General features: G+C 45.1%; 23 protein-coding genes and 1 pseudogene. 6 read left to right on the plus strand and 18 right to left on the minus strand.

From position 1 onward, the window contains the following. Positions 1-31: 31 nt before the first annotated feature. The 13 genes from Q0307_RS06690 to Q0307_RS06750 all read right to left on the minus strand — a co-directional run bounded on the left by Q0307_RS06690 (position 32) and on the right by Q0307_RS06750 (position 14,299). Positions 32-1,438, minus strand: a complete 1,407-nt coding sequence (locus Q0307_RS06690) for a nicotinate phosphoribosyltransferase (protein ID WP_298658410.1) — start codon at positions 1,436-1,438, stop codon at positions 32-34. A gap of 66 nt (positions 1,439-1,504) precedes the next feature. Beyond that, entirely contained in the window at positions 1,505-2,548 is a 1,044-nt protein-coding gene (locus tag Q0307_RS06695) for a bifunctional nicotinamide-nucleotide adenylyltransferase/Nudix hydroxylase (RefSeq protein ID WP_298658413.1), read from the minus strand. Between the two features lie 541 nt (positions 2,549-3,089). Next, positions 3,090-3,509, minus strand: a complete 420-nt coding sequence (locus tag Q0307_RS06700) for a YqaA family protein (protein WP_366936761.1) — start codon at positions 3,507-3,509, stop codon at positions 3,090-3,092. 243 nt (positions 3,510-3,752) lie between these two features. Continuing rightward, positions 3,753-5,006: an MFS transporter gene (locus Q0307_RS06705; RefSeq protein WP_298658419.1), complete on the minus strand. Its 1,254-nt coding sequence runs from the start codon at positions 5,004-5,006 to the stop codon at positions 3,753-3,755. Between the two features lie 152 nt (positions 5,007-5,158). After that, entirely contained in the window at positions 5,159-5,875 is a 717-nt protein-coding gene (locus Q0307_RS06710) for an ABC transporter ATP-binding protein (protein ID WP_298658421.1), read from the minus strand. Position 5,876: 1 nt separating this feature from the next. Beyond that, positions 5,877-6,623 carry an ABC transporter ATP-binding protein gene (locus tag Q0307_RS06715; RefSeq protein ID WP_298658424.1) on the minus strand — a complete coding sequence of 249 codons (747 nt, stop codon included), beginning with the start codon at positions 6,621-6,623 and terminating at the stop codon, positions 5,877-5,879. 12 nt (positions 6,624-6,635) lie between these two features. Continuing rightward, entirely contained in the window at positions 6,636-7,634 is a 999-nt protein-coding gene (locus tag Q0307_RS06720; protein ID WP_298658427.1) for a branched-chain amino acid ABC transporter permease, read from the minus strand. Between the two features lie 11 nt (positions 7,635-7,645). Beyond that, the gene (locus Q0307_RS06725) at positions 7,646-8,527 is read right to left on the minus strand and encodes a branched-chain amino acid ABC transporter permease (RefSeq protein ID WP_298658430.1); all 882 of its coding nucleotides are present in this window, start codon (positions 8,525-8,527) and stop codon (positions 7,646-7,648) included. 133 nt (positions 8,528-8,660) lie between these two features. Continuing rightward, positions 8,661-9,827 carry an ABC transporter substrate-binding protein gene (locus tag Q0307_RS06730; protein ID WP_298658433.1) on the minus strand — a complete coding sequence of 389 codons (1,167 nt, stop codon included), beginning with the start codon at positions 9,825-9,827 and terminating at the stop codon, positions 8,661-8,663. Next, positions 9,824-10,645, minus strand: a complete 822-nt coding sequence (locus tag Q0307_RS06735) for an alpha/beta hydrolase (RefSeq protein WP_298658436.1) — start codon at positions 10,643-10,645, stop codon at positions 9,824-9,826. The genes Q0307_RS06730 and Q0307_RS06735 overlap by 4 nt, the downstream gene beginning before the upstream one ends. Continuing rightward, positions 10,645-12,213 (minus strand): benzoate-CoA ligase family protein, encoded by a 1,569-nt coding sequence (locus Q0307_RS06740; protein WP_298658439.1) that lies wholly within the window; start codon positions 12,211-12,213, stop codon positions 10,645-10,647. Before Q0307_RS06740 ends, Q0307_RS06735 begins: the two co-directional genes overlap by 1 nt. 53 nt (positions 12,214-12,266) lie before the next feature. Further along, positions 12,267-13,808 (minus strand): 3,4-dehydroadipyl-CoA semialdehyde dehydrogenase, encoded by a 1,542-nt coding sequence (locus tag Q0307_RS06745; protein ID WP_298658441.1) that lies wholly within the window; start codon positions 13,806-13,808, stop codon positions 12,267-12,269. 26 nt (positions 13,809-13,834) lie between these two features. Next, positions 13,835-14,299, minus strand: a complete 465-nt coding sequence (locus Q0307_RS06750) for a DUF4863 family protein (protein ID WP_298658444.1) — start codon at positions 14,297-14,299, stop codon at positions 13,835-13,837. 142 nt (positions 14,300-14,441) lie between these two features. On the opposite strand from Q0307_RS06750, the gene Q0307_RS06755 reads away from it, so the two are divergent. The 3 genes from Q0307_RS06755 (at position 14,442) to boxB (ending at position 18,641) form a co-directional block, all read left to right on the plus strand. Beyond that, positions 14,442-15,368, plus strand: a complete 927-nt coding sequence (locus tag Q0307_RS06755) for a helix-turn-helix transcriptional regulator (protein ID WP_298658447.1) — start codon at positions 14,442-14,444, stop codon at positions 15,366-15,368. A 115-nt stretch (positions 15,369-15,483) separates the two neighbouring features. Further along, a complete protein-coding gene (gene boxC, locus Q0307_RS06760; RefSeq protein ID WP_298658450.1) occupies positions 15,484-17,148 on the plus strand; it encodes a 2,3-epoxybenzoyl-CoA dihydrolase in 1,665 nt (554 codons plus the stop codon). A gap of 65 nt (positions 17,149-17,213) precedes the next feature. Continuing rightward, on the plus strand, positions 17,214-18,641 hold the full coding sequence (boxB, locus tag Q0307_RS06765; protein ID WP_298658453.1) for a benzoyl-CoA 2,3-epoxidase subunit BoxB: 1,428 nt from the start codon (positions 17,214-17,216) through the stop codon (positions 18,639-18,641). A 92-nt stretch (positions 18,642-18,733) separates the two neighbouring features. Here the strand turns inward: boxB and Q0307_RS06770 are convergent, their stop codons facing one another. Further along, the gene (locus Q0307_RS06770) at positions 18,734-19,429 is read right to left on the minus strand and encodes a hypothetical protein (RefSeq protein ID WP_298658456.1); all 696 of its coding nucleotides are present in this window, start codon (positions 19,427-19,429) and stop codon (positions 18,734-18,736) included. A 224-nt stretch (positions 19,430-19,653) separates the two neighbouring features. Between Q0307_RS06770 and Q0307_RS06775 the strand changes: the two genes are divergently transcribed. Continuing rightward, complete coding sequence (locus tag Q0307_RS06775; RefSeq protein WP_298658459.1) at positions 19,654-19,881, plus strand: Uma2 family endonuclease; 228 nt, start codon at positions 19,654-19,656, stop codon at positions 19,879-19,881. A 64-nt stretch (positions 19,882-19,945) separates the two neighbouring features. Further along, positions 19,946-20,149 carry a Uma2 family endonuclease gene (locus Q0307_RS06780; RefSeq protein WP_298658462.1) on the plus strand — a complete coding sequence of 68 codons (204 nt, stop codon included), beginning with the start codon at positions 19,946-19,948 and terminating at the stop codon, positions 20,147-20,149. Here the strand turns inward: Q0307_RS06780 and Q0307_RS06785 are convergent. Together Q0307_RS06785 and Q0307_RS06790 are read right to left on the minus strand one after the other, a co-directional pair. Further along, complete coding sequence (locus Q0307_RS06785; RefSeq protein WP_298658464.1) at positions 20,142-21,140, minus strand: P63C domain-containing protein; 999 nt, start codon at positions 21,138-21,140, stop codon at positions 20,142-20,144. The genes Q0307_RS06780 and Q0307_RS06785 overlap by 8 nt on opposite strands. Before the next feature lie 76 nt (positions 21,141-21,216). After that, a complete protein-coding gene (locus Q0307_RS06790) occupies positions 21,217-21,426 on the minus strand; it encodes a helix-turn-helix transcriptional regulator (protein ID WP_298658467.1) in 210 nt (69 codons plus the stop codon). A gap of 137 nt (positions 21,427-21,563) precedes the next feature. On the opposite strand from Q0307_RS06790, the pseudogene Q0307_RS06795 reads away from it, so the two are divergent. Then, a pseudogene (locus Q0307_RS06795) lies at positions 21,564-22,585 on the plus strand (IS1595 family transposase). Here Q0307_RS06795 and Q0307_RS06800 read toward each other — a convergent pair. Beyond that, positions 22,574-22,918, minus strand: coding sequence for a hypothetical protein (locus Q0307_RS06800; RefSeq protein WP_298658470.1), 345 nt, complete (start codon positions 22,916-22,918; stop codon positions 22,574-22,576). The pseudogene Q0307_RS06795 and the gene Q0307_RS06800 sit on opposite strands and share 12 nt — an antisense overlap. A 95-nt stretch (positions 22,919-23,013) precedes the next feature. Next, entirely contained in the window at positions 23,014-23,463 is a 450-nt protein-coding gene (locus Q0307_RS06805) for a hypothetical protein (protein WP_298658473.1), read from the minus strand. Between the last annotated feature and the right edge of the window lie 18 nt (positions 23,464-23,481).

A 23,481-nucleotide genomic window follows, 5' to 3' on the forward strand; every position in this document is an offset into this window, starting at 1 on the left:
TCGCTTAAGTTACTACCGCTTTAGTGGCTCTTCAACTCCTCTGGTGCATGACCCGTTGGCGTACTTGCTCAAAACTCACTTCTTTTAATAAGACGCCATTGCGGAAAATAGGCTGGAGCTGATTTTCTTGCTCGGCTAGTTGGTCTTCTCGAATCGTTCGCCAACCAGCCTCGGTTTTAATCACGGCTAAGCGCCCCCGTTTGGAGGTTTTACCTAAATCTGTTATCGGCTGTTTATACACATCAAACCATTCACCTTGAATACGAATCGCAGAAGCTTTCATCGCAAAACTTAAAGTGTCTCGATTCACTTTTTGCAAAAGCCCCGCACCCATCCCGAAGGCAATATTTTCAGTCGAGAAACCACGTGCTTTTACACGCTCTAAGATTACGCCAAGAGACTCTAAATTCACGCTGTCGCCTTGAATAATACGTACACAATCCTTTAGTACACGATAACCTTTTTGATTCAACCGACTCCCAAAGGCTTGTGCTAAGCGTTCCATAATTTCAACCACGACGATTTCAGGTTGACCCGAGTCAGGGCGAATTACCAAGGTTGCACCACTTTGTTCCACCTGCTCTTTCAGTTGCTTACCCCAGATTTCTGAAACAGCATGATAAATGTCGTAAGAATCAGATACGACTGCAAGGATTTTTCCGGGTTGGGCAAATTGCTTGAGCATGTTGGCATAAGCATCAGCTTCATGTTCCCGCCCCCATGAGGTAATCGTGGAGTGTTCGGCTGCTGGAATCGAGTAAGCGGGCATTTCAGCCCCATAGTAGCGACGAGCTGCCAATAAGGCTGCTACGGTATCCGTACCCATAAAATTAACTAAATGTGCCATTCCCCCCAAGGCAGCCGTTTCTTGTGAGGAAGTACCACGTGCACCAAAGTCATGGAGTTTGAATGGCAATTGCTCAGTGGGTTGATCGCAAGTAGTTTCCAGATAGTCACGGATGATTTGCTTCGCATGCCAAGACAGAGTCGCCACAGTGGTGGGATACCAAATCGCCCGTAATAACATGGTTTCTAAATAAGAAGGTAACCAACATAAACGTGGATCGGTATTCTGGATTTGGACTAAAGCTGTTCCGGTTGGCACGATGCTACCTTCCGGTAAGGCGCAAATTTCTACAGGCATTAAGCCTTGATACTCCTGGACAATGATTTCCCAACCTGTCCGGTTGAACGGCACACCATGCGCTGCAAAAATGTCCGCTGCTTCTTCAATATGTGTTTGGGTCACAGGCTGCAATAAATAAGCTTTGATAAAAGCCTGTAATCCAAAATAGAGTGCTTGTTTAAATTGCCCACCCCGTGCTTCTATATAAGAAGACACAATTTCACTATTGGGTGGGTATTGCACAAAGTGACTGGCTTTGTAGCTGTCGGTATTGAGAATTAAATTGTCAAAAATCGGATTAACGTTGAACATGGAAATCCTCCGGTGTTCGGGTGAATAGAGCAGCAGTCTATCCGCTGCATACCAGTGAGTTTTAGACTAACCCACCAAAGTCTTAATAATATGAAAGTGGTCTTCAAACATCTGTTCAGGATTCAATTCGGCCAGTGGTAGCCAAAAGGCCTGCTTTGCATCATCACTACCCTTAACTTTAGGCAAGCCTTGGGCATCCGGTTTTAATTCAATCAAATAAGCATGTGTGAGGGTACGCCCGCGTGACGAACGATGTGGGTCATCAAAGACTTGAGCTTTACTAATTGAACCAGCCAACACAGGAGTTGGAATCTTTAAGCGCGTTTCCTCACGTAATTCTCGCAATACCGCATCACGAACTTTTTCCTCAGCATTCAAGAAGCCACCGGGTAAGGCAAATTGGCCTTTGCCGGGGCGGGCTTTACGTTCGACTAAGAGAATATGTCCCGCTTGAATGACCACTGCATCAACCGTTACAAAGATAGGTGGGTAAGGCGCATTCGCCCAACCACTTTGGTAGTCACGGATAAAACTCCACTCACTGACAATATATTCATAAGCTGCCGTTTGCTGAAAAGCAGCGAGAGCTTGTTGCACGCCTTCTGGAAGGTCATCGGTGATTAAGCCCTTTAAAAAATATTGCTCACGTAAGGGTGTGGAGGATAAATGACCCCAAGCAGGTACATTCAGTGCTTTCCATTGTGGAAAAAGGGCAAGGTAATAAGAGCTATGGTCTTTAGAATGGCCAATGAGTCCCACACGTGGATCATCCGTGCCAACTTTAGGCGGATAGCGACATACGATGCCATTCACACTTTGCTGAACACGTGCTACCCAATTTTGATCATTATATAAATCGTCCATCAAAGGAAGGATCAGTAAACGCTCTTGGGTTGTGGAGTCAAAAGCAGCACGAATATGCTGTTCGCGTTCGGCAAATGTCCAAGGATTACGAATACTACGCGGTTGATGACTGGAACCAACCAAGATAATGACTCGTTCTGCCTGTTCTAAAGCAGTCGCGAGTACATAATGATGGCCTTTATGTAAAGGCTGGAAGCGACCAATGAAGACCAGAAAATCAAAAGCTTTAGCAGCTTTGGCTAGCATGATCAGTAAACTCCTTACTGAAAATTAAGTACTCAGTCTATCCGAGCATCTGAAGGGTAGTTCAACACTCTAGCTAGCGATGGTCAAGCCCCGTATGACTAATCATCTTACCCTACAGATAACTGGTAGTGTCAGACTTGTCACTTAACTGACAATGCCCATTTCATTGTCAGTTAAGTTTTTTGAATCTCGTCAATTTATGACAAGTGCACTTAAACAAAGAAATTGTCTAGATTTTAATTTTTATTAAAAAATCAATTGGTTGGTTTCGTTATTTGAACTTGGCACAGGTGTTGCAATAAGCTAAGCAAGAAGAAAAAGAAGACGACGGAAGCTAAATAACAAGTATAACAAAATAATAATCAAAAGGTTCCAAGCCCGATTGGTGATGTGGCCAAACTAATAAGCCTCAATAAATAGCCACAGCCAAGCATAGCTCCCCCGATTAGCCCTGAGGGGGAGCGATTCAATAGATGATGTGAAAACGATAATAAGAACAAACCCCTTTGGTCAGTACTTCGGTGCTGACCTTTTTCATTGTTTAGCTTAAAGTCAAGTAAGCTAAGGCTAGATAACGCCCACCCTTCGCTAAGATAACCAGCAAAATAAAAGGTAATAAAGGCATGCGCATTAAACCTGCGATCACAGTCAAAGGATCACCAATAAGGGGCAGCCAACTTAAAAGCACTGACCATGCTCCATATTTCTGATAAAAGTTTTGGGCACGCTTTAAGTTCGTTGTATTCACAGGAAACCAAGCTTTGTCGCGGAACTGCTCAAGATACCGCCCTATATACCAGTTCACTAGCGAACCTAGGCTATTTCCCAGTGTTGCGACCCATACCAAGAGGTATATTGAATAGTCATTGCTTAGAATTAAGCCAACTAAGATGGCTTCTGATTGAGCAGGTAAAATAGTCGCTGCTAAAAAAGCGGCTAAAAATAAGCCTGCATACGCCATCAACTATGCTTCCTTAGGGTTATTGGCTAAAAATTAACTAATTGTTGAGTACTGTAAACGCCTAGCAAAAAAACTTGAGAAAAATATCTAAAGATTATGAACCTCTAAAAAACTGGGCGCGACACACTGAGTACACATTACCTACCTCGCAAGTAAAGTGTGGCTGCAACCTCATACCCTCGAAGTTGCAGTATTTTTGAAAGGCAGTCTACAATCCCTCGCGGACTGCCTTTTTTGTTTGCGCTAAGCCTGTTTATTTGGCGTTGCATCCTCGAATTTCTTCACTTGCCTTAAACTTGGAAACGCCCAGATCCATGCAGCGGTAATTCCTAAAGTAAACAAGCTCCCAATGACTGCTGCAGGCACTACACCTAACCAAGCCGCACTACTACCAGCACGAAACTCACCTAATTCATTGGATGATCCAATAAACAACATATTTACGGCATTCACGCGGCCACGCATCGCATCAGGCGTTGAAAACTGCACTAACGAGGAACGAATATAGACACTCACCATATCTGCAGCGCCAGCAATCATTAAAGCGATGAAAGACAAAGCAAAGATGCTAGATAGGGCAAAAACTAAATTGGCTAAGCCAAAAATAAATACTGCAATGAACATGTTCATGCCCACGCGCTGATTGAACGGGTAGAGGCTCAAATAAAAACCGACGGCTACTTCACCGATTGCCATTGCACTACGTAGTATACCTAAACCCGTGGAGTCGGTGTGCAAAACCTCCTGCGCATAAATCGGCAATAAAGCAACCACACCCCCCAATAACACAGCAAATAAATCTAAAGAAATCGTGCCGAGAATAATCGGGCGCGAACGAATAAATTGAATGCCTGCGGTAAAGCGTTGCCAAGCGCCAATTTCCTGATTTTTTGGCTCAGGCTTTTCAGCATACAGGACGGGTACTAGACCAAGCAGTAAGACGGCTGCTAAAAAAGAAAGCAAACCCACGGTATACGTTGCAACTCCCCCGCCTAAAGCATACAAGCCACCCCCTAAAACCGGGCCAGAAATAGCGGCTACCCGCATTAACATGCTATTCGCGGCAATCGCTGCGGGGAGTTGTGCGCGTGCTACTACTTGGGGCAATAAGCTTTGTAGCGCAGGGCCAGTGAAAGCGCGTGCGCTCCCATACAACAAAAGTACTGCGTAGAAATAGTTAGGATTAGTTAGTTGGTAAAAAGAAAGGACTAACAATAAAGCGCTACACAAGCCTTGTACCGCCCAACTCGCCATCACGATTTTCTTACGGTTAAAGCGATCAATTAAATCCCCTGCTGGAATAAGTAGAAACAGCATCGGAATAAATTGTGCCAGACCCACATAAGCCAAAGCCATCGGGTCGTGAGTCATATCATAGACTTGCCAAGCTACAACAATCGCTTGGATTTGTGAGGCGAAGAAAGAAAACAAGCGGCTGGTGACAAAAGGCAGAAAACCGGGTTGGCGGTAGATGCTAGTGTTAGCTAGTGAGGACATACAAGACTTATAGCTGTTCAATCAAGGAGGGGGCATTATTCGCTGGAGGTTTGCATTGCACAAGAAGCAGACAAGTTAGTAAGTGTTTAAAGCAGCGAATTAAGTTTAACAGGGAACTCCTCACCCAAGCATTGAGTAAGGAGCTGGATGACTTAAACCCCCAAATACCCTGTCAACTCATCCGACTGTTCAATCGTTTTCGCGGTTCCCGACATCACTACTTGGCCTTTTTGCAGGACAAGTGCGCGGTCGCTATTCGCTAAAACTTTGTGATAATTGCGGTCGACAATTAAAGTGGCTATGCCGCTGGCACGAATCGTAGCAATCACTCGCCAGATTTCTTCCACGATCAAGGGTGCTAAACCTTCAGTGGCTTCATCGAGGATGATTAAATCCGGATGCGTCATCAATGCCCGCCCAATCGACAGCATTTGCTGCTCGCCGCCTGAAAGCTGATTGCCCATATTGCCAATCCGCTCTTGTAAGCGTGGGAAGGTTTCGAGGATACGTTCATAAGGCCAGTCATTGCGTCCATCTAAGCCACGTCGTGCTGCCATAATCAGATTTTCACGCACGGACAGATTCGGGAATACGCCGCGCCCTTCGGGGACATAGGCAATGCCCATGCGTGCTACTTCATGCGGTTTGGCTTTGGACATATCTTTACCGCGTACAGTGATATGTCCATCACGTTGCTTGATATGTCCAAGTAAAGTACGAATTAACGTACTTTTCCCCATGCCGTTGCGTCCCAGTAAACCGACAGTTTCACCGCGACCAATTTTGAAATCAATGCCTTGTAGCACATGACTAGAGCCATACCAAGCATGTAGATCATGGGCTTCGACGAGGAGTTCAGAATGAGGCATCTTAATGTCCTCCCAAATAAGCGGTTTGCACGTCTGGATTGACACGAATTTGCTCGGGAGTATCGGAGGCAATCACACTCCCGTTGACCATGACCGTGATGCGATCAGCAATCCTGAAGACCGCATCCATATCATGCTCAACTAACAAAATCGCATGCCCCGCTTTTAAGTTGTCTAGGAGCTTGAGCATCCGATCCGTTTCTTCTGCCCCCATGCCAGCGAGTGGTTCATCCAGTAGTAAGACTTCTGGCTGAATCGCTAAGCACATCGCGATTTCTAGTTGACGCTTCTGTCCGTGGGAAAGTAAACCAGCAAAACGCTCTTTAACCTCGCTTAAGCCAGCTAACTCTAAGGCTCGATTCGCGGATTCCACACTTTGCTTACATTTCTGGGCATCATTCCACCATACCCAAGGACGTTGTACCTGAGCTTGAGCCGCTAACCGACAATTCTCGAAGACGCTAAAATCAGGAAAAATGGTATTGCGTTGATAGCTCCGTCCTAAGCCTTGGCGAGCGCGTTTGGCCTGTGACCAATGAGTGGCTTCTTTACCCAGTAACTCAATTTTGCCTTCGGTGGGTGGGAATTCGCCGGATAAAATATTAATCAGCGTCGATTTGCCCGCGCCATTCGTGCCAATCACTGCATGCACGCTCCCACGTTCAATCTCAATCGAGACCTTATTGACTGCGACTAGTCCACCCCAGCGTTGGGTAATGTCGCTGCCTTTTAATAAAGTTTCTGCCATGTTTGCATCTCCTTATTTCAGCACGACTTGTGCATCACGAGGGCGACTGCCATCTAAACGCTTACGCAAAACTTCAGGCAAACCCACTAAACCTTTCGGTAGGAGTGCCACGCAGGCAATAATCGTAAAGCCTAAGCCGAGCTGCCAATGTTTGGAGAAAGCGCCAAAAATCTCCGACGATTTGAAAAACTCTTGCAAAAATACAAAGGCAAAAGCACCAATAATCGCCCCACGTAAATGCCCTAAGCCGCCCAAGATAATCATGATTAACAAAGCACCGGATAAATGCCAGCTCATCATTTCGGGATTAACGAAACCATCTTTGACTGCAAACAGAAAACCCGCTAAGCCCGCAATACCACCCGAAGTGGTAAAGGCTGCAAGTTTATAAGGATAGGTGGAGAAGCCCGAAGCGCGCATGCGTTGTTCATTAATCCGAATCCCCGCCAGTACCCGCCCGAAATGAGAACGTAAGAGCATCGCGAGGAAAATAAAAGTCCAGACCAAAAATACCCAAGTAAAGAAGTAAAAAACCTTGGCATCATTCAGATCAATCACCGAGCCTAAAACTGGCTTAAAATACAAGTAAATGCCGTCTGTGCCTCCACCTAACTTGGTATCATGCACGACATAATAAGCCATTTGTGCAAAGGCTAAAGTGACCATAATGAAGTACACACCTTTAGTACGAAGCGATAATGCACCCACGAATAAGGCATAAGCGGCAGCCGCTAAAATGGCTGCAGGCAATAGCCACAAAAGATTGGCTGAGTCACTTTCAGGTGAAAGCATCACCGCCATATAAGCACCAATCCCAAAGAAGGCGGCTTGGCCGAAACAGATGAGGCCTGTGCTCCCGACTAATAGTTCTAAGCTCATGGCTAAGATGGCATAGATCATGATTTTAGCGACTAAATCTAAACCATAGTTACTTGCAACGAGGGGATATAAAGCTAAACCGGTAAACACCAGGCCAATAAACAGAAATTTTCCACTGAACAACTTATCCATGATGGTTGGTCTCAGCTAGTTTTGAATAAACCATCCGGCTTCCACAGCAGGATGAGAGCCATTAACACATACACCAGCACACCAGCCGCTTCGGGCAGCAAGACTTTGCCGAAAGTATCCACAAAGCCAATCAGCATGGCTGCTAGAAAGGCTCCCCGAATTGAGCCAATCCCACCAATGACCACGACCACAAAGCAGATAATCAAAACTTGACTACCCATACCCGGATAAACCGTAGAAACAGGGGCTGAGATCATGCCTGCGAAAGCTGCTAAAGCCACCCCTGCGGCAAATACAATGCGATAGAGCAATTTAATGTCGATGCCTAAGGACTGCACCATTTCACGGTTAGTGCTGCCAGCGCGAATCATCATACCCAAGCGAGTGCGCGTGAAGATGTAATACATGCCCAAAGCCAAGAGTAAGCAAACGGCTGAGATGAATAAGCGATAGACCGGATAAGTCATCACATCGCCGAGTGGAATCACACCCGCTAAAAAATCAGGCGGTTGCACACCATGCACATCATCACCGACTAACAAGCTGCGCAACTCTTCAAAGACCAAAATCAAGCCGTAGGTCATCAGCACTTGCTGTAAGTGATCTCGATCATACAAAAAGCTAAAAAACGCCCATTCAAGGAAATAGCCTAAAATCACTGCTAAGACTAAACCAACCACTAAAACCGAGAAAAACCCTCCGCCAAACGCATTGGCTACAATCGGGCTAAGTGCATAGGCCATATACGCGCCTATCATATAGAAGCTACCATGAGCGAGGTTGATTACGCCCATAATGCCAAAAATCAAAGTCAGACCCATCGCTACTAAAAACAGTAGCAGGCCATACTGCAAAGAGTTTAGGCATTGAATTAAGAAAATGGATAAGTCCATAGAATGCTCCGCTTTAAACTTCTCATAATCTCTCCCTGTGGTCAGAGAGATAGGTAAGTGAAAACGGCTCACTCAGTAAGCTGCTTTACTACCTAACAGCCCCTCTGCTGATAGAGGGGCTAAGAGCAATCAATTAATTCATTGAGCAGCCTTTAGCAGGGTCTGCTAAAGCTTTAGTCGCTACGCTCACCACTGGGTTTTCTTTGCCCTTGGCTTCGCGTAGGTACATGTCCTGTATAGGATTATGGGCTTTAGATAAAGTGAATTCGCCACGCGGACTATCGAATTTAGCGGCTTCAACGGCGGCTGCAAACTCGGCCTTCTTGCTAACATCCCCCTGTACTGCATCTAAACCCACTTTCAAGATTTGTGCAGCGTCATAGCCTTGGACGGCATAGACATCAGGTTGCATTTTGTAAGCCTCGTTATAAGCAGTACGAAAGGTTTTATCTTTAGCATTATCTAAATTTTCAGCATAGTGCAAGGTAGTAAGTAGGCCTTCACCATCACCTCCTTGAGCCTCCAAAGTGCCATCGGTTAGGAAGCCAGCACCGTATAAGGGAATGCTATCTTTTAATCCAGCGGCTTTATAATCTTTTACAAATTTAACCGCACCACCACCCGCGAAGAAGGTATAAACCGCATCCGGTTTGAGTGCGGCAATCTCTGTTAATAAGGCTTGGAATTCAACATTCGGGAAAGGCAGATTCAGCTCTTTAATCACTTCACCACCTGATTTAGTAAATCCATCCTTGAAGCCCTGTACAGATTCATCACCGGCTGCGTATTTCCAAGTAATCGTGACGACTTTCTTATGGCCTTTTTGTGCGACGACCTCACCCATGGCATAGCCCGGCTGCCAATTAGAGAAAGAACTACGGAAAATATTGGGTGCACACATCGGGCCAGTAACCGCCTGAGCACCTGCATTGGGAACGATGAGAATGGTGCCACTTTCTTTGGCGGCTTTTGCCATCGCCATTGCTACACCGGAATGTACTGTGCCTACTAAGACATCAACATTATCGCCTTTGATCAGCTTATTGACATTATCAGTAGCTTTAGCAGGATCGGATTCATCATCCACTTTGATGAACTCAATTGGGCGACCGCCTAATTTATCGCCTTGCTCTTTGGTGTAAAGTTTAAAGCCATTTTCAATCGCAGTCCCCAAAGCTGCAAAAGTACCAGTCGCTGGCAGCATTAGGCCTACTTTTAAGGGTTTAGCATCTTCAGCATAGCTGGCTGTTGAAAAACCTAAAATAGCCGCTGCAATCAAAGTGGTTCTGAATAGTTTCATACGAGTTCTCCTCCTAAAGTATGACGAAAGATAAAATCGGTTGCTTTTATAATCAATAGCTTGGGCTGGTCTCGGTGTGGTGAGTGACCACATGCTGGTATTTCCAAGAGTTCAGCCGTCGAAACTCGTCGAGCAATTCCTCTAATTTGCTCTAATGAGCCATACTCGTCATCCAATCCTTGAACCGCGAGTAACGGACACTGAATACTGACTAACTCTGCCTCAATCGACCATGCGCGAAAAGGCGGATGTAGCCAGATAGTATTCCAACCCCAAAAGGCTGAATCAGCATCTTGGTGATAACGATCTAACTTTTTTGGCAAATCTGTTGTTTGATAAATTTCACGGGCTTGTTCAATGCTGGTGATTGTCAAGTCTTCTACCATGATATGTGGGGCAAGTACAATAGCGCCAGCCAGTGCTTGTGGATAACGTGCTGCATAGAGCAAGCTAATAGAACCCCCATCACTATGACCGAATAGCCACAGTTTTTGTTGCAGCGGATCAATCTCTAATGTTGCCAAAAAAGCTGGCAAGACTTCAAAGGCTTGGCGATGCATAAAATCCACATCCCAACGCTCATCTGGATGGCGTGGTGTTGATTGTCCATAGCCGGGGCGTGAGTAAACAAGACCCCGACAGTTGGCTGCCTGACAGAAAGTTTCTGGAAAATCTTTCCACATACTCAGCGAACCTAAGCCCTCATGTAAAAAGAGTACCAAGGGTAGATGGGAGTCAGGTTTACCTACCCATTGATACTCAAGCTGAATTTCACGACCGCACCAGTCAAGCCTGACAAACTCTATGGGAGCAGGCATTAGCTGGCATCCACTTCTTGTTGACGCAATTTAAAGCGCTGAATTTTGCCAGTAGCAGTTTTTGGCAGCTCTTTTACGAACTCGATAAAGCGTGGGTATTTATAGGGCGCTAATTTGTCTTTAACAAAGGCTTTTAAATCTTCTGCTGAGGTTTCTGCACCCTCTTTAAGTACGACAAAGGCTTTGGTTTTAGTTAAGCCTTCAGCATCTTGCTTACCAATCACTGCAGCTTCTAAAACGGCTGGGTGTTCGATTAAGGTGGCTTCTACTTCAAAGGGCGAAACATAAATCCCACTGACTTTCAGCATGTCATCGCTACGGCCAGCATAGGTATAAGTCCCATCGGGATTGCGTAGGTATTTATCGCCACTTTTCGTCCATGTCCCTTGGAAGGTTTCGCGAGTTTTTGCGCGATTATTCCAATACATCAAAGCGGCACTAGGGCCTTGAATATACAGGTCGCCGGTTTCACCATCAGGTACAGGGAGGCCATCTTCACCACGCAATTCGATTGCATAACCCGGTACGGGCCAGCCGGTGGTTCCATAACGCACTTTGCCCGGTTGATTGGAGAGGAAAATATGCAGCATTTCGGTCGAGCCAATGCCATCAATGATTTCTACACCAAAATGTTTTGTGAAACGCTCACCAATATCGGCAGGCAAGGCTTCACCTGCGGAAGAGGCCAAACGCAAGGCGACCTCTGCTTTTTTCGGCAGATTAGCCGCTGCTAACATGCCTGCAAAGCCGGTCGGTGCGCCGAAGAAAATAGTCGGTTTATTATCGATCCAGCGTTTAAACACCGCATCAGGCGTAGGGCGCTCGGGCATGAGGACGACAGTTGCTCCCACACTTAGGGGAAAGCTGAGTGCATTCCCTAGACCATAAGCAAAGAATAATTTAGCCGCTGAGAAGCAAATATCTTGTTCGGTGATACCCAATAAACGCTTCCCATACAGCTCAGCCGTCCAATAAGGATTCGCATGCGTATGTACAGTACCTTTGGGGTTACCGGTTGAGCCAGAAGAGTAGAGCCAGAAGCCCGGATCGTCAGCGCTAGTGCTAGCTGCGGTCGTTAAGGGTTCAGTGGCTTGCAATGCTTGGTCTAAATCGATACTACCTGCAGATAATTCGCTGTTCGCACGTGAAACGAAGACTGTTTTAACATCATGGTCGCCTTTGGCTAAAGCAGCCTCTAATGTAGGGAGCAAGGCTTCAGACACAATCGCCGCAGTAGCGCGACTATTGTTCAGCATATAGTGGTAGTCATTAGCCGTCAGTAAGGTATTAACAGCTACTGGCACTATCCCTGCGTACATCGCCCCTAAGAAGCTGACAGGCCAATCATTGCAATCATGCACTAATAGCAGTACACGTTCTTCACGGCGTACACCGGCCTTAATTAACGCAGCAGCCATGCGTTTAATCTTATCGGCTAGCTCTCCGTAAGTCAGAGCGCTTTGATCGTCAATATAAGCAGTTTTTCCAGCGCGTTGCTGATTACAGTCTAGCAAGTGCTGAGCAAAGTTAAAGCGTCCTTCGGGTGCTGGCACGTTCTCTATGGGCATGACTCTCCTCCTCCATAGCAATATTAATTAGTGTTCGCGCAAGGCGAACCCATTTATAAGTGTTTTAAAACTTCAGTACTGGCTTGTACCGCGCTGCGCCGATGGTAGAAATTCAAAGCGCGCACGCCACCTAACTCTGCGCCACCGCCTGCACGTCCGGGGCCACCGTGTAAAGATTGCGGCATGACATTACCATGTCCGGTTTGAATACTTGCCACATCAGGGGAAATAATATGCACCCGCCCATGACTATCGGCTAACTCTGTGGCCATCACTGCTAAAGCTTCGGGGTCAGTGCCGTATAGGGAAGTGACTAAAGAGCCTTGCCCACGCCTGACTAAAGTTTTCGCATGCTCAAGATCACGATAAGCTAATAAGGTCGCGACTGGGCCAAACACTTCAGTGTCATGAATAATTTGTGCAGCATCCGCATCACGCGCACCTAACAAAGTGGGGGCGATACAGCAAGAGTTGGAGTCGGCATCAATGAGTGTTTGTGTCGAGCTGTCGAATAAGACTTCAGCTTGAGTTTTGAGCTTAGCTAAGCCATCTTTGACGGATTGCAGTTGACCTTGGCTAACGACTGCCCCCATGCGCACGGTTTCATTGCGTGGATTGCCTACTGTGGTTTTGGCTAAACGTGCACTAATGGCCGCTGCTGCACTATCGAATAAAGTATCTGGCACGAAAATCCGGCGAATTGCAGTACATTTTTGGCCTGATTTCACGGTCATTTCGCGGCTAACTTCTTTAGCCAGTAAATCTAAAGCTGCATTTTCACCCGTACTATCAGGGAGCAATACCGCCGAGTTAATACTATCCGCTTCAATATTCACCCGTACCGAATGTTGAGTGACGGCAGGATGGGAGCGAATCACCGCTGCGGTCTCGGCTGAACCTGTAAACGACAACACATCAAACGGCTGAAGTTGATCCATTAAGCCTTTAGAGCTGCCACAAATAATTGACAGAGCACCGGCTGGTAAAATACCCGCATCAATCACATCTTTAACCATGCGTTGTGTGAGCCACGCCGTCGCAGAAGCAGGTTTAATAATGACAGGCACGCCCGACAAGAGTGCAGGGCCCGCTTTCTCCCACAAGCCCCAGCTTGGGAAGTTGAAAGCATTAATGAATAAGGCGACCCCACGGGTTGGCACTAACACATGCTGGGATTGGAATAGGGGGTCTTTGCCTAAAAGGGCTAACTCGCCATCGAGTAAATAGCGGCGATCACCTAAAGTTTCGCCCATCTTGGCATAAGTGCCTAAAGTGAAAATCCCACCATCGACATCAACGGCTGTATCATTTTTCACCGTACCACTATTGGCGGTAGAGATTTCATAATACGCATCACGATTCGCTTGTAGGACTTTAACTATCGCGCTGAGTAGTGCGCCACGTTCACGATAAGTGAGAGCGCGTAAAGCCGCTCCGCCTTGTTCACGTGCAAAATTGAAACCTTCTGCTAAATCTAAGCCAGTGGAGTCAATGCGGACTAATTCAGTGCCTAATACTGGATCGTAGAGGCGAGTACCTGCACCAGTGCCCGTTTGCCAGCGCCCTGCAAAAAAATTGGCGAGTAATTCAGTCATGTCTATGTTCCTTATAGCCGGAGTGCTTAGCGCGTGAATTCAATGCTACCTTGTGGTAACAGGTATAAAACTAAAGCACGGCCTTGCGTGACGGTGGGCTTGTGCGCACTGCCTGCTGGATAAACTAACCAACCTGCCGGATGCTGATCAAATAAGGCTTCACCTTCAAGCGGCATGATTAAATCAATTTCACCATTAGGATGAGAATGATGGGGGCCTACCAGATCTTGCATATCGACCACATCGACAGAAAAACCCGCTAAGTCATCAGCGGGTTTGAAAATACGCCCATAGCGAATGCCGCCGCCTTCGCGATTACATAACCAACCTTCAGCAACTCCTTGCTCACAACTTTGTTTCAATTGTTGATAAGTGCTGCTATTCACACCATGTTCTTGGTTTAACCAAGTTTGTAAAGCAGTGTTTAATTCACGGCCTGCTAATTGGGCAGTTAAGTCAGCAATCTGTTGGCGGAACTGGCTACTCGGCATCGTCCTCTCTCCTCATCTTGGTCAAACTGTATCGAACTTGCTAATTCATCTGATATGAATTATTGTGCATGTTAGAACAATAATGGTAGTTTTCTACTGTGTCAAGCATTATATTGCATATACTAATTTCATGAGGAGCGCCATGATGGCGAAGGCTGAGAAGAAGCATACTCTGCATCCCACACAACTCATTGAGTCTGAAACCAAGAATCCTTTTTTAGTGTCTTTAGGCGAGCGAGTGCGGGCTTTACGGGCTCGCCAAGGCACAACTCGTAAGGCTTTGTCGATCATGACGGGGGTATCCGAGCGGCATTTGGCGAACCTTGAATACGGGGAAGGGAATGCCTCTATCCTTGTATTACAACAAGTTGCGACTGCTTTGGAGTGTTCGCTTGCTGAGTTAATCGGTGATGTCACCACCTCTAGCCCTGAATGGCTAATGATTCGCTCTTTACTAGAAAATAAAGATGAGAATGCTTTACGTCGTGCGCGGGTCGCGATTGGTGAGGCACTCGGCACGATAGGTGCTACAACAGTTGCGAGTTCACGGATTGCCTTAATCGGTTTGCGTGGCGCAGGGAAGTCGACCTTGGGGAAAATGTTGGCAGATGATCTTGATTTTCCTTTCGTGGAGTTAAGCCAAGAAATTGAAAAATTTGCGGGCTGCAGTATCTCTGAAATTCAAGCCCTGTATGGTGCGAATGCCTATCGTCGTTATGAGCGTCGTGCTTTAGAAGAAGCGATTCAGATTTATCCAGAAGCTGTTATTTGTACCCCGGGTGGCTTGGTATCCGATACCTCGACCTTTAATTTATTATTGTCGCATTGCACCACGATTTGGTTACAAGCTGACCCAGAGGATCATATGCAGCGTGTGATGAAGCAAGGGGATTTTCGCCCGATGGCGGCGAGTAAAGAGGCGATGGAGGATCTAAAGCATATTCTGGCGGCGCGTGCTGCGTTTTATTCCAAAGCTCAAGCTAAGTTGGATACCAGTGCACAGTCGCTGGAGGCTACTTTTGTAGCCTTACGTCAGTTGGTGCGTCATTCATTACAGTTACCGATTTAAGATTTTTGCAATTTAATGCATATTTATTCTTGACAGGGTTTTAAATAATGCAATATTATGCATGAAACGATACAGCGCAAGCTGTCAACAAATGCACCAAGTGAGGAGAACTCTTGTGAACGCAGCCATTACATCTGATCGTGTGGATTATCAAACTAATCCTTCCCAATATCGCCACTGGACTTTAAGTTTCGATGGTTCCGTCGCTACCCTGAGCGCTGACTTTGACGAAAACGCGGGTTTACGTCCGGGCTATAAGTTAAAGCTCAATAGTTATGACCTCGGCGTGGATATTGAACTCAACGATGCGATTAACCGCATTCGTTTCGAGCATCCTGAAGTACGTACCGTTGTAGTGACTAGCCTGAAAGATAAGGTGTTCTGCTCCGGTGCGAATATTTTCATGCTCGGTGTTAGTAGTCATGCGTGGAAAGTAAATTTCTGTAAATTCACCAATGAAACCCGTAATGGTTTAGAAGACTCTTCTAAATACAGCGGCTTGAAATTCTTAGCCGCCGTGAATGGAGCTTGTGCGGGTGGTGGCTATGAATTAGCGCTGGCTTGCGATGAGATTCTGTTAGTGGATGACCGCTCTAGTGCGGTGAGCTTGCCAGAAGTACCTTTATTAGGTGTCTTACCGGGTACGGGCGGTCTAACTCGCGTTACGGACAAACGCCATGTACGTCACGATTTAGCGGATATTTTCTGTACCACCACCGAAGGCGTGCGGGGGCAAAAAGCCAAAGATTGGCGTTTAGTCGATGAAATCGCCAAGCCTGCGGTATTCGCCCAAAAAGTCAAAGAACGTGCGCTGCAATTAGCAGAACAAAGTGATCGTCCTGCCGATGCTAAAGGCGTAACCTTGACTCCTATCAGCCGTACTATCGAAGCGGATGCACTGCACTATAAGCATGTGAGTGTTGAGATTAATCGCGCTGCTCGCACAGCAACTTTCACGGTGAAAGCACCTGAAGGTGTTCAGCCTTCCACCATCGCTGAAATCGAAGAGGCAGGTGCAAACTGGTATCCACTCGAATTAGCGCGTGAATTAGAAGATGCGATTTTATCCATGCGCACCAATGAGTTAGATATTGGTATCTGGTTGTTGAAAACTTCCGGCGATCCAGCCGCAGTGTTAGCCATGGATAAGGTGTTACTGGCTAATAAAGACCATTGGTTAGTGCGTGAAACGATTGGTTTATTACGTCGCACTTTCAGCCGCTTAGATGTGTCTTCACGCAGCTTGTTTGCCTTGATTGAAAAGGGTTCGTGCTTTGCGGGTTCTTTCTTGGAATTTGCTCTAGCTTGTGACCGTAGCTATCACTTAATGTTACCAGATGATGTCGATACTCCAACGATTACCGTCGCAGATGTGAACTTTGGTTTGTACCCCATGGCAACCGGCGAAAGCCGCTTAGGACGTCGTTTCTACAATGAGCAAGCTGCACTGGATGCAGTCCGCGCTAAAGCGGGTCAAGCACTCGATGCAGATGCAGCAATTGCAGTCGGTTTAGTCACCAGCAATCCTGATGATATTGATTGGAGTGATGAAGTGCGCATCGCGGTCGAAGAACGTGTGGCGATGTCACCGGATGCACTCACTGGCATGGAGGCGAACTTACGCTTCAATGGTGAGGAAAATATGTTTACGCGCATCTTCGGTCGCTTGACGGCATGGCAAAATTGGATTTTCCAACGCCCGAATGCGGTCGGTGAGAAAGGTGCACTGAAAGTTTATGGTAAAGGCGATAAAGCTCAGTTTGACTGGAATCGCGTTTAAGTTTCGCATTAAAAATTTTGGAGCTAAGCGATTAGCTCCTTGCTAGAACCACTGAGGAGAGCAGTATGTCCACTATCGATTACCAAGAAAAGATTCCGAATAATGTCAATCTTAGCGAAGACCGTACTTTAAAGCGTGCGCTTGAGCATTGGCAGCCTAACTACCTGAATTGGTGGCAAGATATGGGGCCGGATGGTTCGCATGGTTTTGATGTTTACCTGCGTACTGCGGTCAACGTTGACCCACAGGGCTGGGCGCAATTTGGGCATGTGAAGATGCCCGATTATCGCTGGGGTATTTTCTTAAATCCGGCTGAGCAAGATCGCAAAATCCATTTCGGTGATCATAAAGGCGAAAACGCATGGCAGGATGTACCGGGCGAATATCGTGCTAATTTACGCCGTATTATCGTCACGCAAGGCGACACTGAGCCAGCATCGGTTGAGCAACAACGCCATTTAGGTTTAACCGCACCTAGCCAATACGACCTGCGTAACCTGTTCCAAGTGAATGTGGAAGAAGGTCGGCATTTATGGGCGATGGTCTACTTACTACATAAATACTTCGGGCGCGATGGTCGTGAAGAAGGTGAGGCTTTATTAGAGCGTCGTAGCGGTCAAGAGGATAATCCGCGCATTTTGCAAGCGTTTAATGAGCCGACCCCAGACTGGTTGTCGTTCTATATGTTTACTTACTTCACTGACCGTGATGGTAAGTTCCAGTTATGCGCCTTGGCAGAGTCGAGCTTCGATCCCTTAGCACGCACTACTAAGTTCATGCTGACTGAAGAAGCACATCATATGTTCGTTGGTGAATCTGGTGTTTCTCGTGTGATTCAACGTACTTGCCAAGTGATGAATGACCTGAAAACCGATGACCCCGCGAAGATTCGTGCGGCGGGTGTAATTGATTTGCCCACGATTCAGCGTTATATCAACTTCCATTTCAGTGTCACGATTGACCTGTTTGGTGCGGATGAATCCTCGAATGCAGCAACCTTCTACACCACTGGCTTAAAAGGCCGTTATGAAGAAGGTAAGCGTACCGATGACCACACCTTGAAAAATGATAGCTACAAAGTGTTGGAAGTGCGTAATGGTCAATTAGTCGAGAAAGAAGTACCGATGTTGAATGCTCTCAACGAAGTACTCCGTGATGACTACATTAAAGACAGTGTTGCTGGGGTTGAGCGTTGGAATAAAGTGATTGAAAAAGCGGGTATTCCCTTCCGCTTAAGCGTGCCGCATAAAGCTTTCCATCGCAATATCGGCTCATTATCCGGTGCGAAAGTATCGCCACAAGGTCAAGTAGTTACTCAAGCTGAGTGGGATGCGAATGTAGATAAATGGTTGCCATCGGTGGGTGATCGTCAGTTCGTAGCCAGCTTAATGGGGCGTGTGACGGATGTGGGTAAATTCGCCAATTGGATTGCACCACCTGTGATGGGGATTAATCGCCAACCGGTTGATTTTGAATATGTGCGGTTTAATTAAGAACTGAGCTGTCTCCTCCAACGGAAAGCCACTTGCGATTGCGGGTGGCTTTTCTTTTTAAAAGTATCTACAAAATAGAATTGTAACTACCTCTATTTTATGTTTGCAGCCTTCTTATAAATTGCACAAGCTTTGTCTCGTGTTTTCTCATCATTTACGCTTTCTGAAATCTTTGCCTTAAAAATTAAATCGTTACAACTAGTACGTAATGTTTCGATTTTATTGTTTTTTACAGTTAGGCTACGTGAAATCTGTGCAATAGTAGGTTTAAAGTTAGCGGCTGCTTGGCAATACATACGTTGTAACTGCTGATTTCTTGGATAATTATTGAATTTTCCTTGCTGGAGTTGTGTGCACATTTCTTGGAATAGTTGCTGTGCAGCTTGAGTACAATTAGAAAACTGCATTACATCGAGCTTTGCATTATTACAAATAGATGATTTTTTAACTTGCCAAACTTGATACTGAAAATTAATCTGCTGCCCATTATAGCTAGTGTTTACAAATTGAGATTCAGTACCCATGATGTCTAAAATGTCTTTTTGTATGGGTACTATTATGGCTTTTAGTGATTGATCTACTATCTTTTGAAGATGATTCTGCGGATATATCTTAGTATTTTCCTGTTGATGCTGGCTTAGCAGTATAGGAGAGTTTGTATGATTAGATATTTGCTTTTGATAGGTCGCTTGTTTATAGTTTGAAGGCTTTGCTGACTGGTTGGTCAATGTGCTTTGATCGTTACAAGCTGTTAGGATCACTAATAAAATGAAAGTATATTGCTTCATTATGATGATTATAATTATGGGCTTTACGGATATATTATCTAATTCTTAGTCAAAAACCAGAGTGAAAAGTATAAGTGGTATGTAGTTGGTTGATTTATGTCCAAATAAAGTACGTTTACCTTAGCAAAAACTTATTAGTCTCTGGAACCTGCCCCTTTTTTGATAGTCTTCTATGTCAATTCTCCAATCATCTGTATAGTTAAATTATAAATGTGGAGATAACTATGCAAGCCATAAAACCCCAGCTCAGCCGTGAATACTACCTAAAAATAGAAGAAGCCAACACTGAAAAACATGAGCTCTATCAAGGCGAAGTGTTCGCAATGGCTGACGGTACTTTCCAACATGCCCGTATTGGTTTGAACGTTACCACTGAACTGGCAGTGCGTTTACGTACTAAGCCCTGCCAGCCGATGAATAGCGATACCCTCAGGACTCAATACTTATCCTGATGTTTCTGTTTATCGTGGGTAACTGGAGCTGACTGATAATAATAAAACCCTGCTCAATCCAGTATTGATCGTTGAAGTCTTATCCCCAAGCACACGCAGTTATGATCGGGGTGATAAATTCCACCATTACCGTTCTATTTCGAGCTTACGTGATTATCTGTTAATCGATTCTGAGACCATCTTAGTTGAACACTATCAGCGCATTGGAGTTTATGAATGGAATCTGCATGAATACCACCAATTGACTGATATTTCCGGTATTATGTAGCACTTGCACAAAGAGCGAATTGACCGCCAAAGCGATCAATTATTTTTTTTTCATACTCCTCTTTTGTTTTTGATGACTCTGCCATTTCAAGTAGCCTGCCAAGGTGCATACGGAGCGCACGTGTTCCAATCTCATTTAGGAACTGAAATAGCTTTTTCTTGCTATCCCCATCCTTGCCTTTTGCTTCTCGCAATAGGGTGAGCAGCTTCCCACGACTCTTAGCAAGTGGATAATATACATGCTTAACAGTAAGATGCCTGAAGTCCCACGGCCATCCACGATCAGGAATGGTTAGAGAATATAATCTTGCCCATTCTTCGTATAGCTCTATAGGAAATTCCTTCTCATACTTTTTGGCCTCATCATTTACAAATTGCTTAAAAGCTTGAATAAACTGTTCTTTTGTAGAATCAAACCCAGATAATTTATATACAAGCTGTTGTATTCCAGACTTCGCAGAAGCGCCAGTTATTACTTTGGCTTGTTGAGCAATGCCTTTTTGTGACTTAGCTAACGCGCCAGCGTTGTCAGCCTCAATTATGGCATTACACAAATCAATCAATATTGTAACATCATAGCCATGAGCACGTGGAGCAACTGAATCCTCAGATCCACCTTTATCTGTTTTAAAAACAATGGGATTCAGTATTTTTTGACTAAGTTCAGATCCAATATAAGGAGCTATGCTTTTTCTTTCAATAAATCTGCTAAGGTTGTTTCCTCCTTTTCCAGTGAATCCAATTGCAGCAGCCATGCCCCTCTGGCTAATTACAGCAGTATTTTGGTCATCATTAAGAACATAACAATCAATATCCAAGCCGAAATCATCAATAAAATTCCCTTTCCTTATAGCCTCTAACGTCTTATTTGCATTATGCCTAGCCAATGCCGCATTCCTTGCTATTTCACTTCTTTGCTCTGGAGTTAACTTCTCTGCTCTGGCTTTAGCGCCTATAGCTTTTCCTGTCACCTTGCTATCTTCTTCGCTCATATGCAAGCATCCCATATAAACTAACATGCTTGCATATTAGTTTATATGCTATTACATTTGCAAGCATGCTTTTATTTTATGTGCTTGCATTTTTATGATTATCTATGCCTTCATTATATACCTGCATAATTGCAGCCCCATCATCATAGTAAGGTTGCTGCTTTGTCCCGTTTCTAAGCTTTGTCAGCTTGCTGCGTTCTATTCCGGTCAACTCGGAAAGCTTATAGTCATTTATACCTCTATCTTTAAGCTCTTTAAGAATTTGCGCAAAATTCGTTTTTTCCATAGTTGCATGTGCCATTAATTGAATATTAATTAATCATAGTAGGAAAAGTGCGATAATGCACTAAATATCCCTTGTCAAAGGGTGCGATTTCGCACTATAATCATTTCATTAGATTACTCTATGGAATAACCATCATCATGAAACGCCAAGGCCAACATTTTCTACTCAGCGCGAAGGCTCGTAGCCTATCGCTGATAGACATATTTGGACTAAGCGATGATGAGGCTTTTGAACTCTTTCGGCTGGCTCGTTGGCCTGAAACTGAAGGCGAGGCCATCTGCCCTTGCTGTGGTAGCTGCTCAAAACACTATTTTCTAAAAACCCGTAAACAATGGCGTTGTAAGGATTGCAGCCATACCTTTAGTGTGACTTCAGGCACATTGTTTGCGCATCATAAAAAACCATTACGGGTCTATATCGCAGCGATTGCTCTTTATACCAATACACCGCTCAAGGTTTCTCGGCTTTACAGCTATCACGCGATTTGAACGTGCAATACAAAACAGCTTTTGTACTGATGCATAAGTTACGCGAGGCTTTGATGGATGCTGAAGCGAGTGAAAAGCTAGAGGGTGAAGTAGAAATAGATGGCTGCTACGTGGGTAGCTATAGTCGTCCTGAGAACGAGAAGAAAAATCGTAAAGACCGTCGTTTGGTAGAGAATCAGAACCTGAATAAGCGATGCATCATCACGATTCGTCAACGGGGAAAACAAGGCGAAGGTGCCAGCCAGACAAAGGTGTTTGTGGTGAAGTCAGAAAACCAAGCGAACTTAAAAGCCTTGGCACAAGCGCATATTCAAAACAGCACAGTCATTCATGCGGATGAAGCTACTGGTTACGATGTACTGCACGCGCTTTATGAAATGAAACGGATTAACCACCAAGAGCGCTACCGTGGTGAAAATGGCGAATGCACCAATCAAGCGGAAAGCTATTTCTCACGTTTCCGTCGGATGCACAAAGGACAAGTGCATAAGATGAGCAATCAACATCTACAGGCTTACGCCAATGAGTGCGCTTATCGTGAAGATACCCGTCGTTGGTCAACGGGTAAAATTTTCAATGACATTACAACTCGCTGTGCCAAAAAGCCGACTTCGCGGAATTGGTGTGGCTATTGGCAGGGCAACAAAACGACTGAATGTCTAGCGGCCTAATGAGTTCACCAGCTCCCAAGGACTCAACTCCAAGCCTTGATCTATCATAACCTTAAGAGTTAAATCTTGGGTACTCAGTGGGCTGGTAGCCACTCGCAAATAATTCAGCATCATTCGGCTGCATTCACCATGCTTGAAAAAATTGTTTTTGTGCTTAAATTGTTTGGTCTTAATACCCTCAAGCTCGTAATTAGGCTCAAAAAGCTTGATGGCTGCATCTAAGGTTTTTACCTCTTCGCCTAAGCGGGAAAGTTCTTTCTTATAATGGGTAATTAAGCCTGATAGTTCGGAGCGCTTATTCACTAATGCGCTAATAACGTGGGTTTCTGCCATGACTAACCTATAAAAAGGGTATAATGGTAGTTATTTTAAGGGCTTAAGCTATATTTGGCTTTGTGCATGTGCTACATAATGCCGAACTTTCCTAACTATTGGATACTGTTTCTACTGACACTATCTAAACTAACTTTAACAACATGTGGGTTTCGACTTAACGTCACTACTCCCTGCATTGTTATCCAGCCTGCCATCATGAAGATAATGCCCGACCTATACTTAAGGCGGAACTCTCCTTGAGTTAGTGTATTTAAAACCAACTCTTGCGTCATATCGATTTTCCTAGTTCTTTCTTCAGCAGAAAGTGTTTCGGGTACTACGGATAGCGGCGGACGTAGCTCGATAATAACAGGTACTTCATGTCGTTGGTTTAAAGCGGAAATAACTGTGTTGTCTATAATATTACCCTGATATTGAGGCAATTTTAGTGTAGTAGAGTTAGACATATTAGGTAAAGGTGAAAAGACAGCAGGTACAGAATTACATGCAGAGATATTCGCAAAACCTACTCCAACAAATAGATATATAAGTAGCATCTTCATTTATAGATATAAACCTTT

It is taken from the genome of uncultured Thiothrix sp., assembly GCF_937873765.1.
In the GTDB taxonomy this organism is placed as follows: Bacteria; Pseudomonadota; Gammaproteobacteria; order Thiotrichales; family Thiotrichaceae; genus Thiolinea.

Excerpts from the sequence above, each read along its gene's own strand:
- Q0307_RS06690 (WP_298658410.1), bottom strand. The coding sequence starts at position 1,438 with ATGTTCAACGTTAATCCGATTTTTGACAATTTAATTCTCAATACCGAC.
- Q0307_RS06695 (WP_298658413.1), bottom strand. The coding sequence starts at position 2,548 with ATGCTAGCCAAAGCTGCTAAAGCTTTTGATTTTCTGGTCTTCATTGGT.
- Q0307_RS06700 (WP_366936761.1), bottom strand. The coding sequence starts at position 3,509 with ATGGCGTATGCAGGCTTATTTTTAGCCGCTTTTTTAGCAGCGACTATT.
- Q0307_RS06705 (WP_298658419.1), bottom strand. The coding sequence starts at position 5,006 with ATGTCCTCACTAGCTAACACTAGCATCTACCGCCAACCCGGTTTTCTG.
- Q0307_RS06710 (WP_298658421.1), bottom strand. The coding sequence starts at position 5,875 with ATGCCTCATTCTGAACTCCTCGTCGAAGCCCATGATCTACATGCTTGG.
- Q0307_RS06715 (WP_298658424.1), bottom strand. The coding sequence starts at position 6,623 with ATGGCAGAAACTTTATTAAAAGGCAGCGACATTACCCAACGCTGGGGT.
- Q0307_RS06720 (WP_298658427.1), bottom strand. The coding sequence starts at position 7,634 with ATGGATAAGTTGTTCAGTGGAAAATTTCTGTTTATTGGCCTGGTGTTT.
- Q0307_RS06725 (WP_298658430.1), bottom strand. The coding sequence starts at position 8,527 with ATGGACTTATCCATTTTCTTAATTCAATGCCTAAACTCTTTGCAGTAT.
- Q0307_RS06730 (WP_298658433.1), bottom strand. The coding sequence starts at position 9,827 with ATGAAACTATTCAGAACCACTTTGATTGCAGCGGCTATTTTAGGTTTT.
- Q0307_RS06735 (WP_298658436.1), bottom strand. The coding sequence starts at position 10,645 with ATGCCTGCTCCCATAGAGTTTGTCAGGCTTGACTGGTGCGGTCGTGAA.
- Q0307_RS06740 (WP_298658439.1), bottom strand. The coding sequence starts at position 12,213 with ATGCCCATAGAGAACGTGCCAGCACCCGAAGGACGCTTTAACTTTGCT.
- Q0307_RS06745 (WP_298658441.1), bottom strand. The coding sequence starts at position 13,808 with ATGACTGAATTACTCGCCAATTTTTTTGCAGGGCGCTGGCAAACGGGC.
- Q0307_RS06750 (WP_298658444.1), bottom strand. The coding sequence starts at position 14,299 with ATGCCGAGTAGCCAGTTCCGCCAACAGATTGCTGACTTAACTGCCCAA.
- Q0307_RS06755 (WP_298658447.1), top strand. The coding sequence starts at position 14,442 with ATGATGGCGAAGGCTGAGAAGAAGCATACTCTGCATCCCACACAACTC.
- boxB (WP_298658453.1), top strand. The coding sequence starts at position 17,214 with ATGTCCACTATCGATTACCAAGAAAAGATTCCGAATAATGTCAATCTT.
- Q0307_RS06770 (WP_298658456.1), bottom strand. The coding sequence starts at position 19,429 with ATGAAGCAATATACTTTCATTTTATTAGTGATCCTAACAGCTTGTAAC.
- Q0307_RS06775 (WP_298658459.1), top strand. The coding sequence starts at position 19,654 with ATGCAAGCCATAAAACCCCAGCTCAGCCGTGAATACTACCTAAAAATA.
- Q0307_RS06785 (WP_298658464.1), bottom strand. The coding sequence starts at position 21,140 with ATGAGCGAAGAAGATAGCAAGGTGACAGGAAAAGCTATAGGCGCTAAA.
- Q0307_RS06790 (WP_298658467.1), bottom strand. The coding sequence starts at position 21,426 with ATGGAAAAAACGAATTTTGCGCAAATTCTTAAAGAGCTTAAAGATAGA.
- Q0307_RS06800 (WP_298658470.1), bottom strand. The coding sequence starts at position 22,918 with ATGGCAGAAACCCACGTTATTAGCGCATTAGTGAATAAGCGCTCCGAA.
- Q0307_RS06805 (WP_298658473.1), bottom strand. The coding sequence starts at position 23,463 with ATGAAGATGCTACTTATATATCTATTTGTTGGAGTAGGTTTTGCGAAT.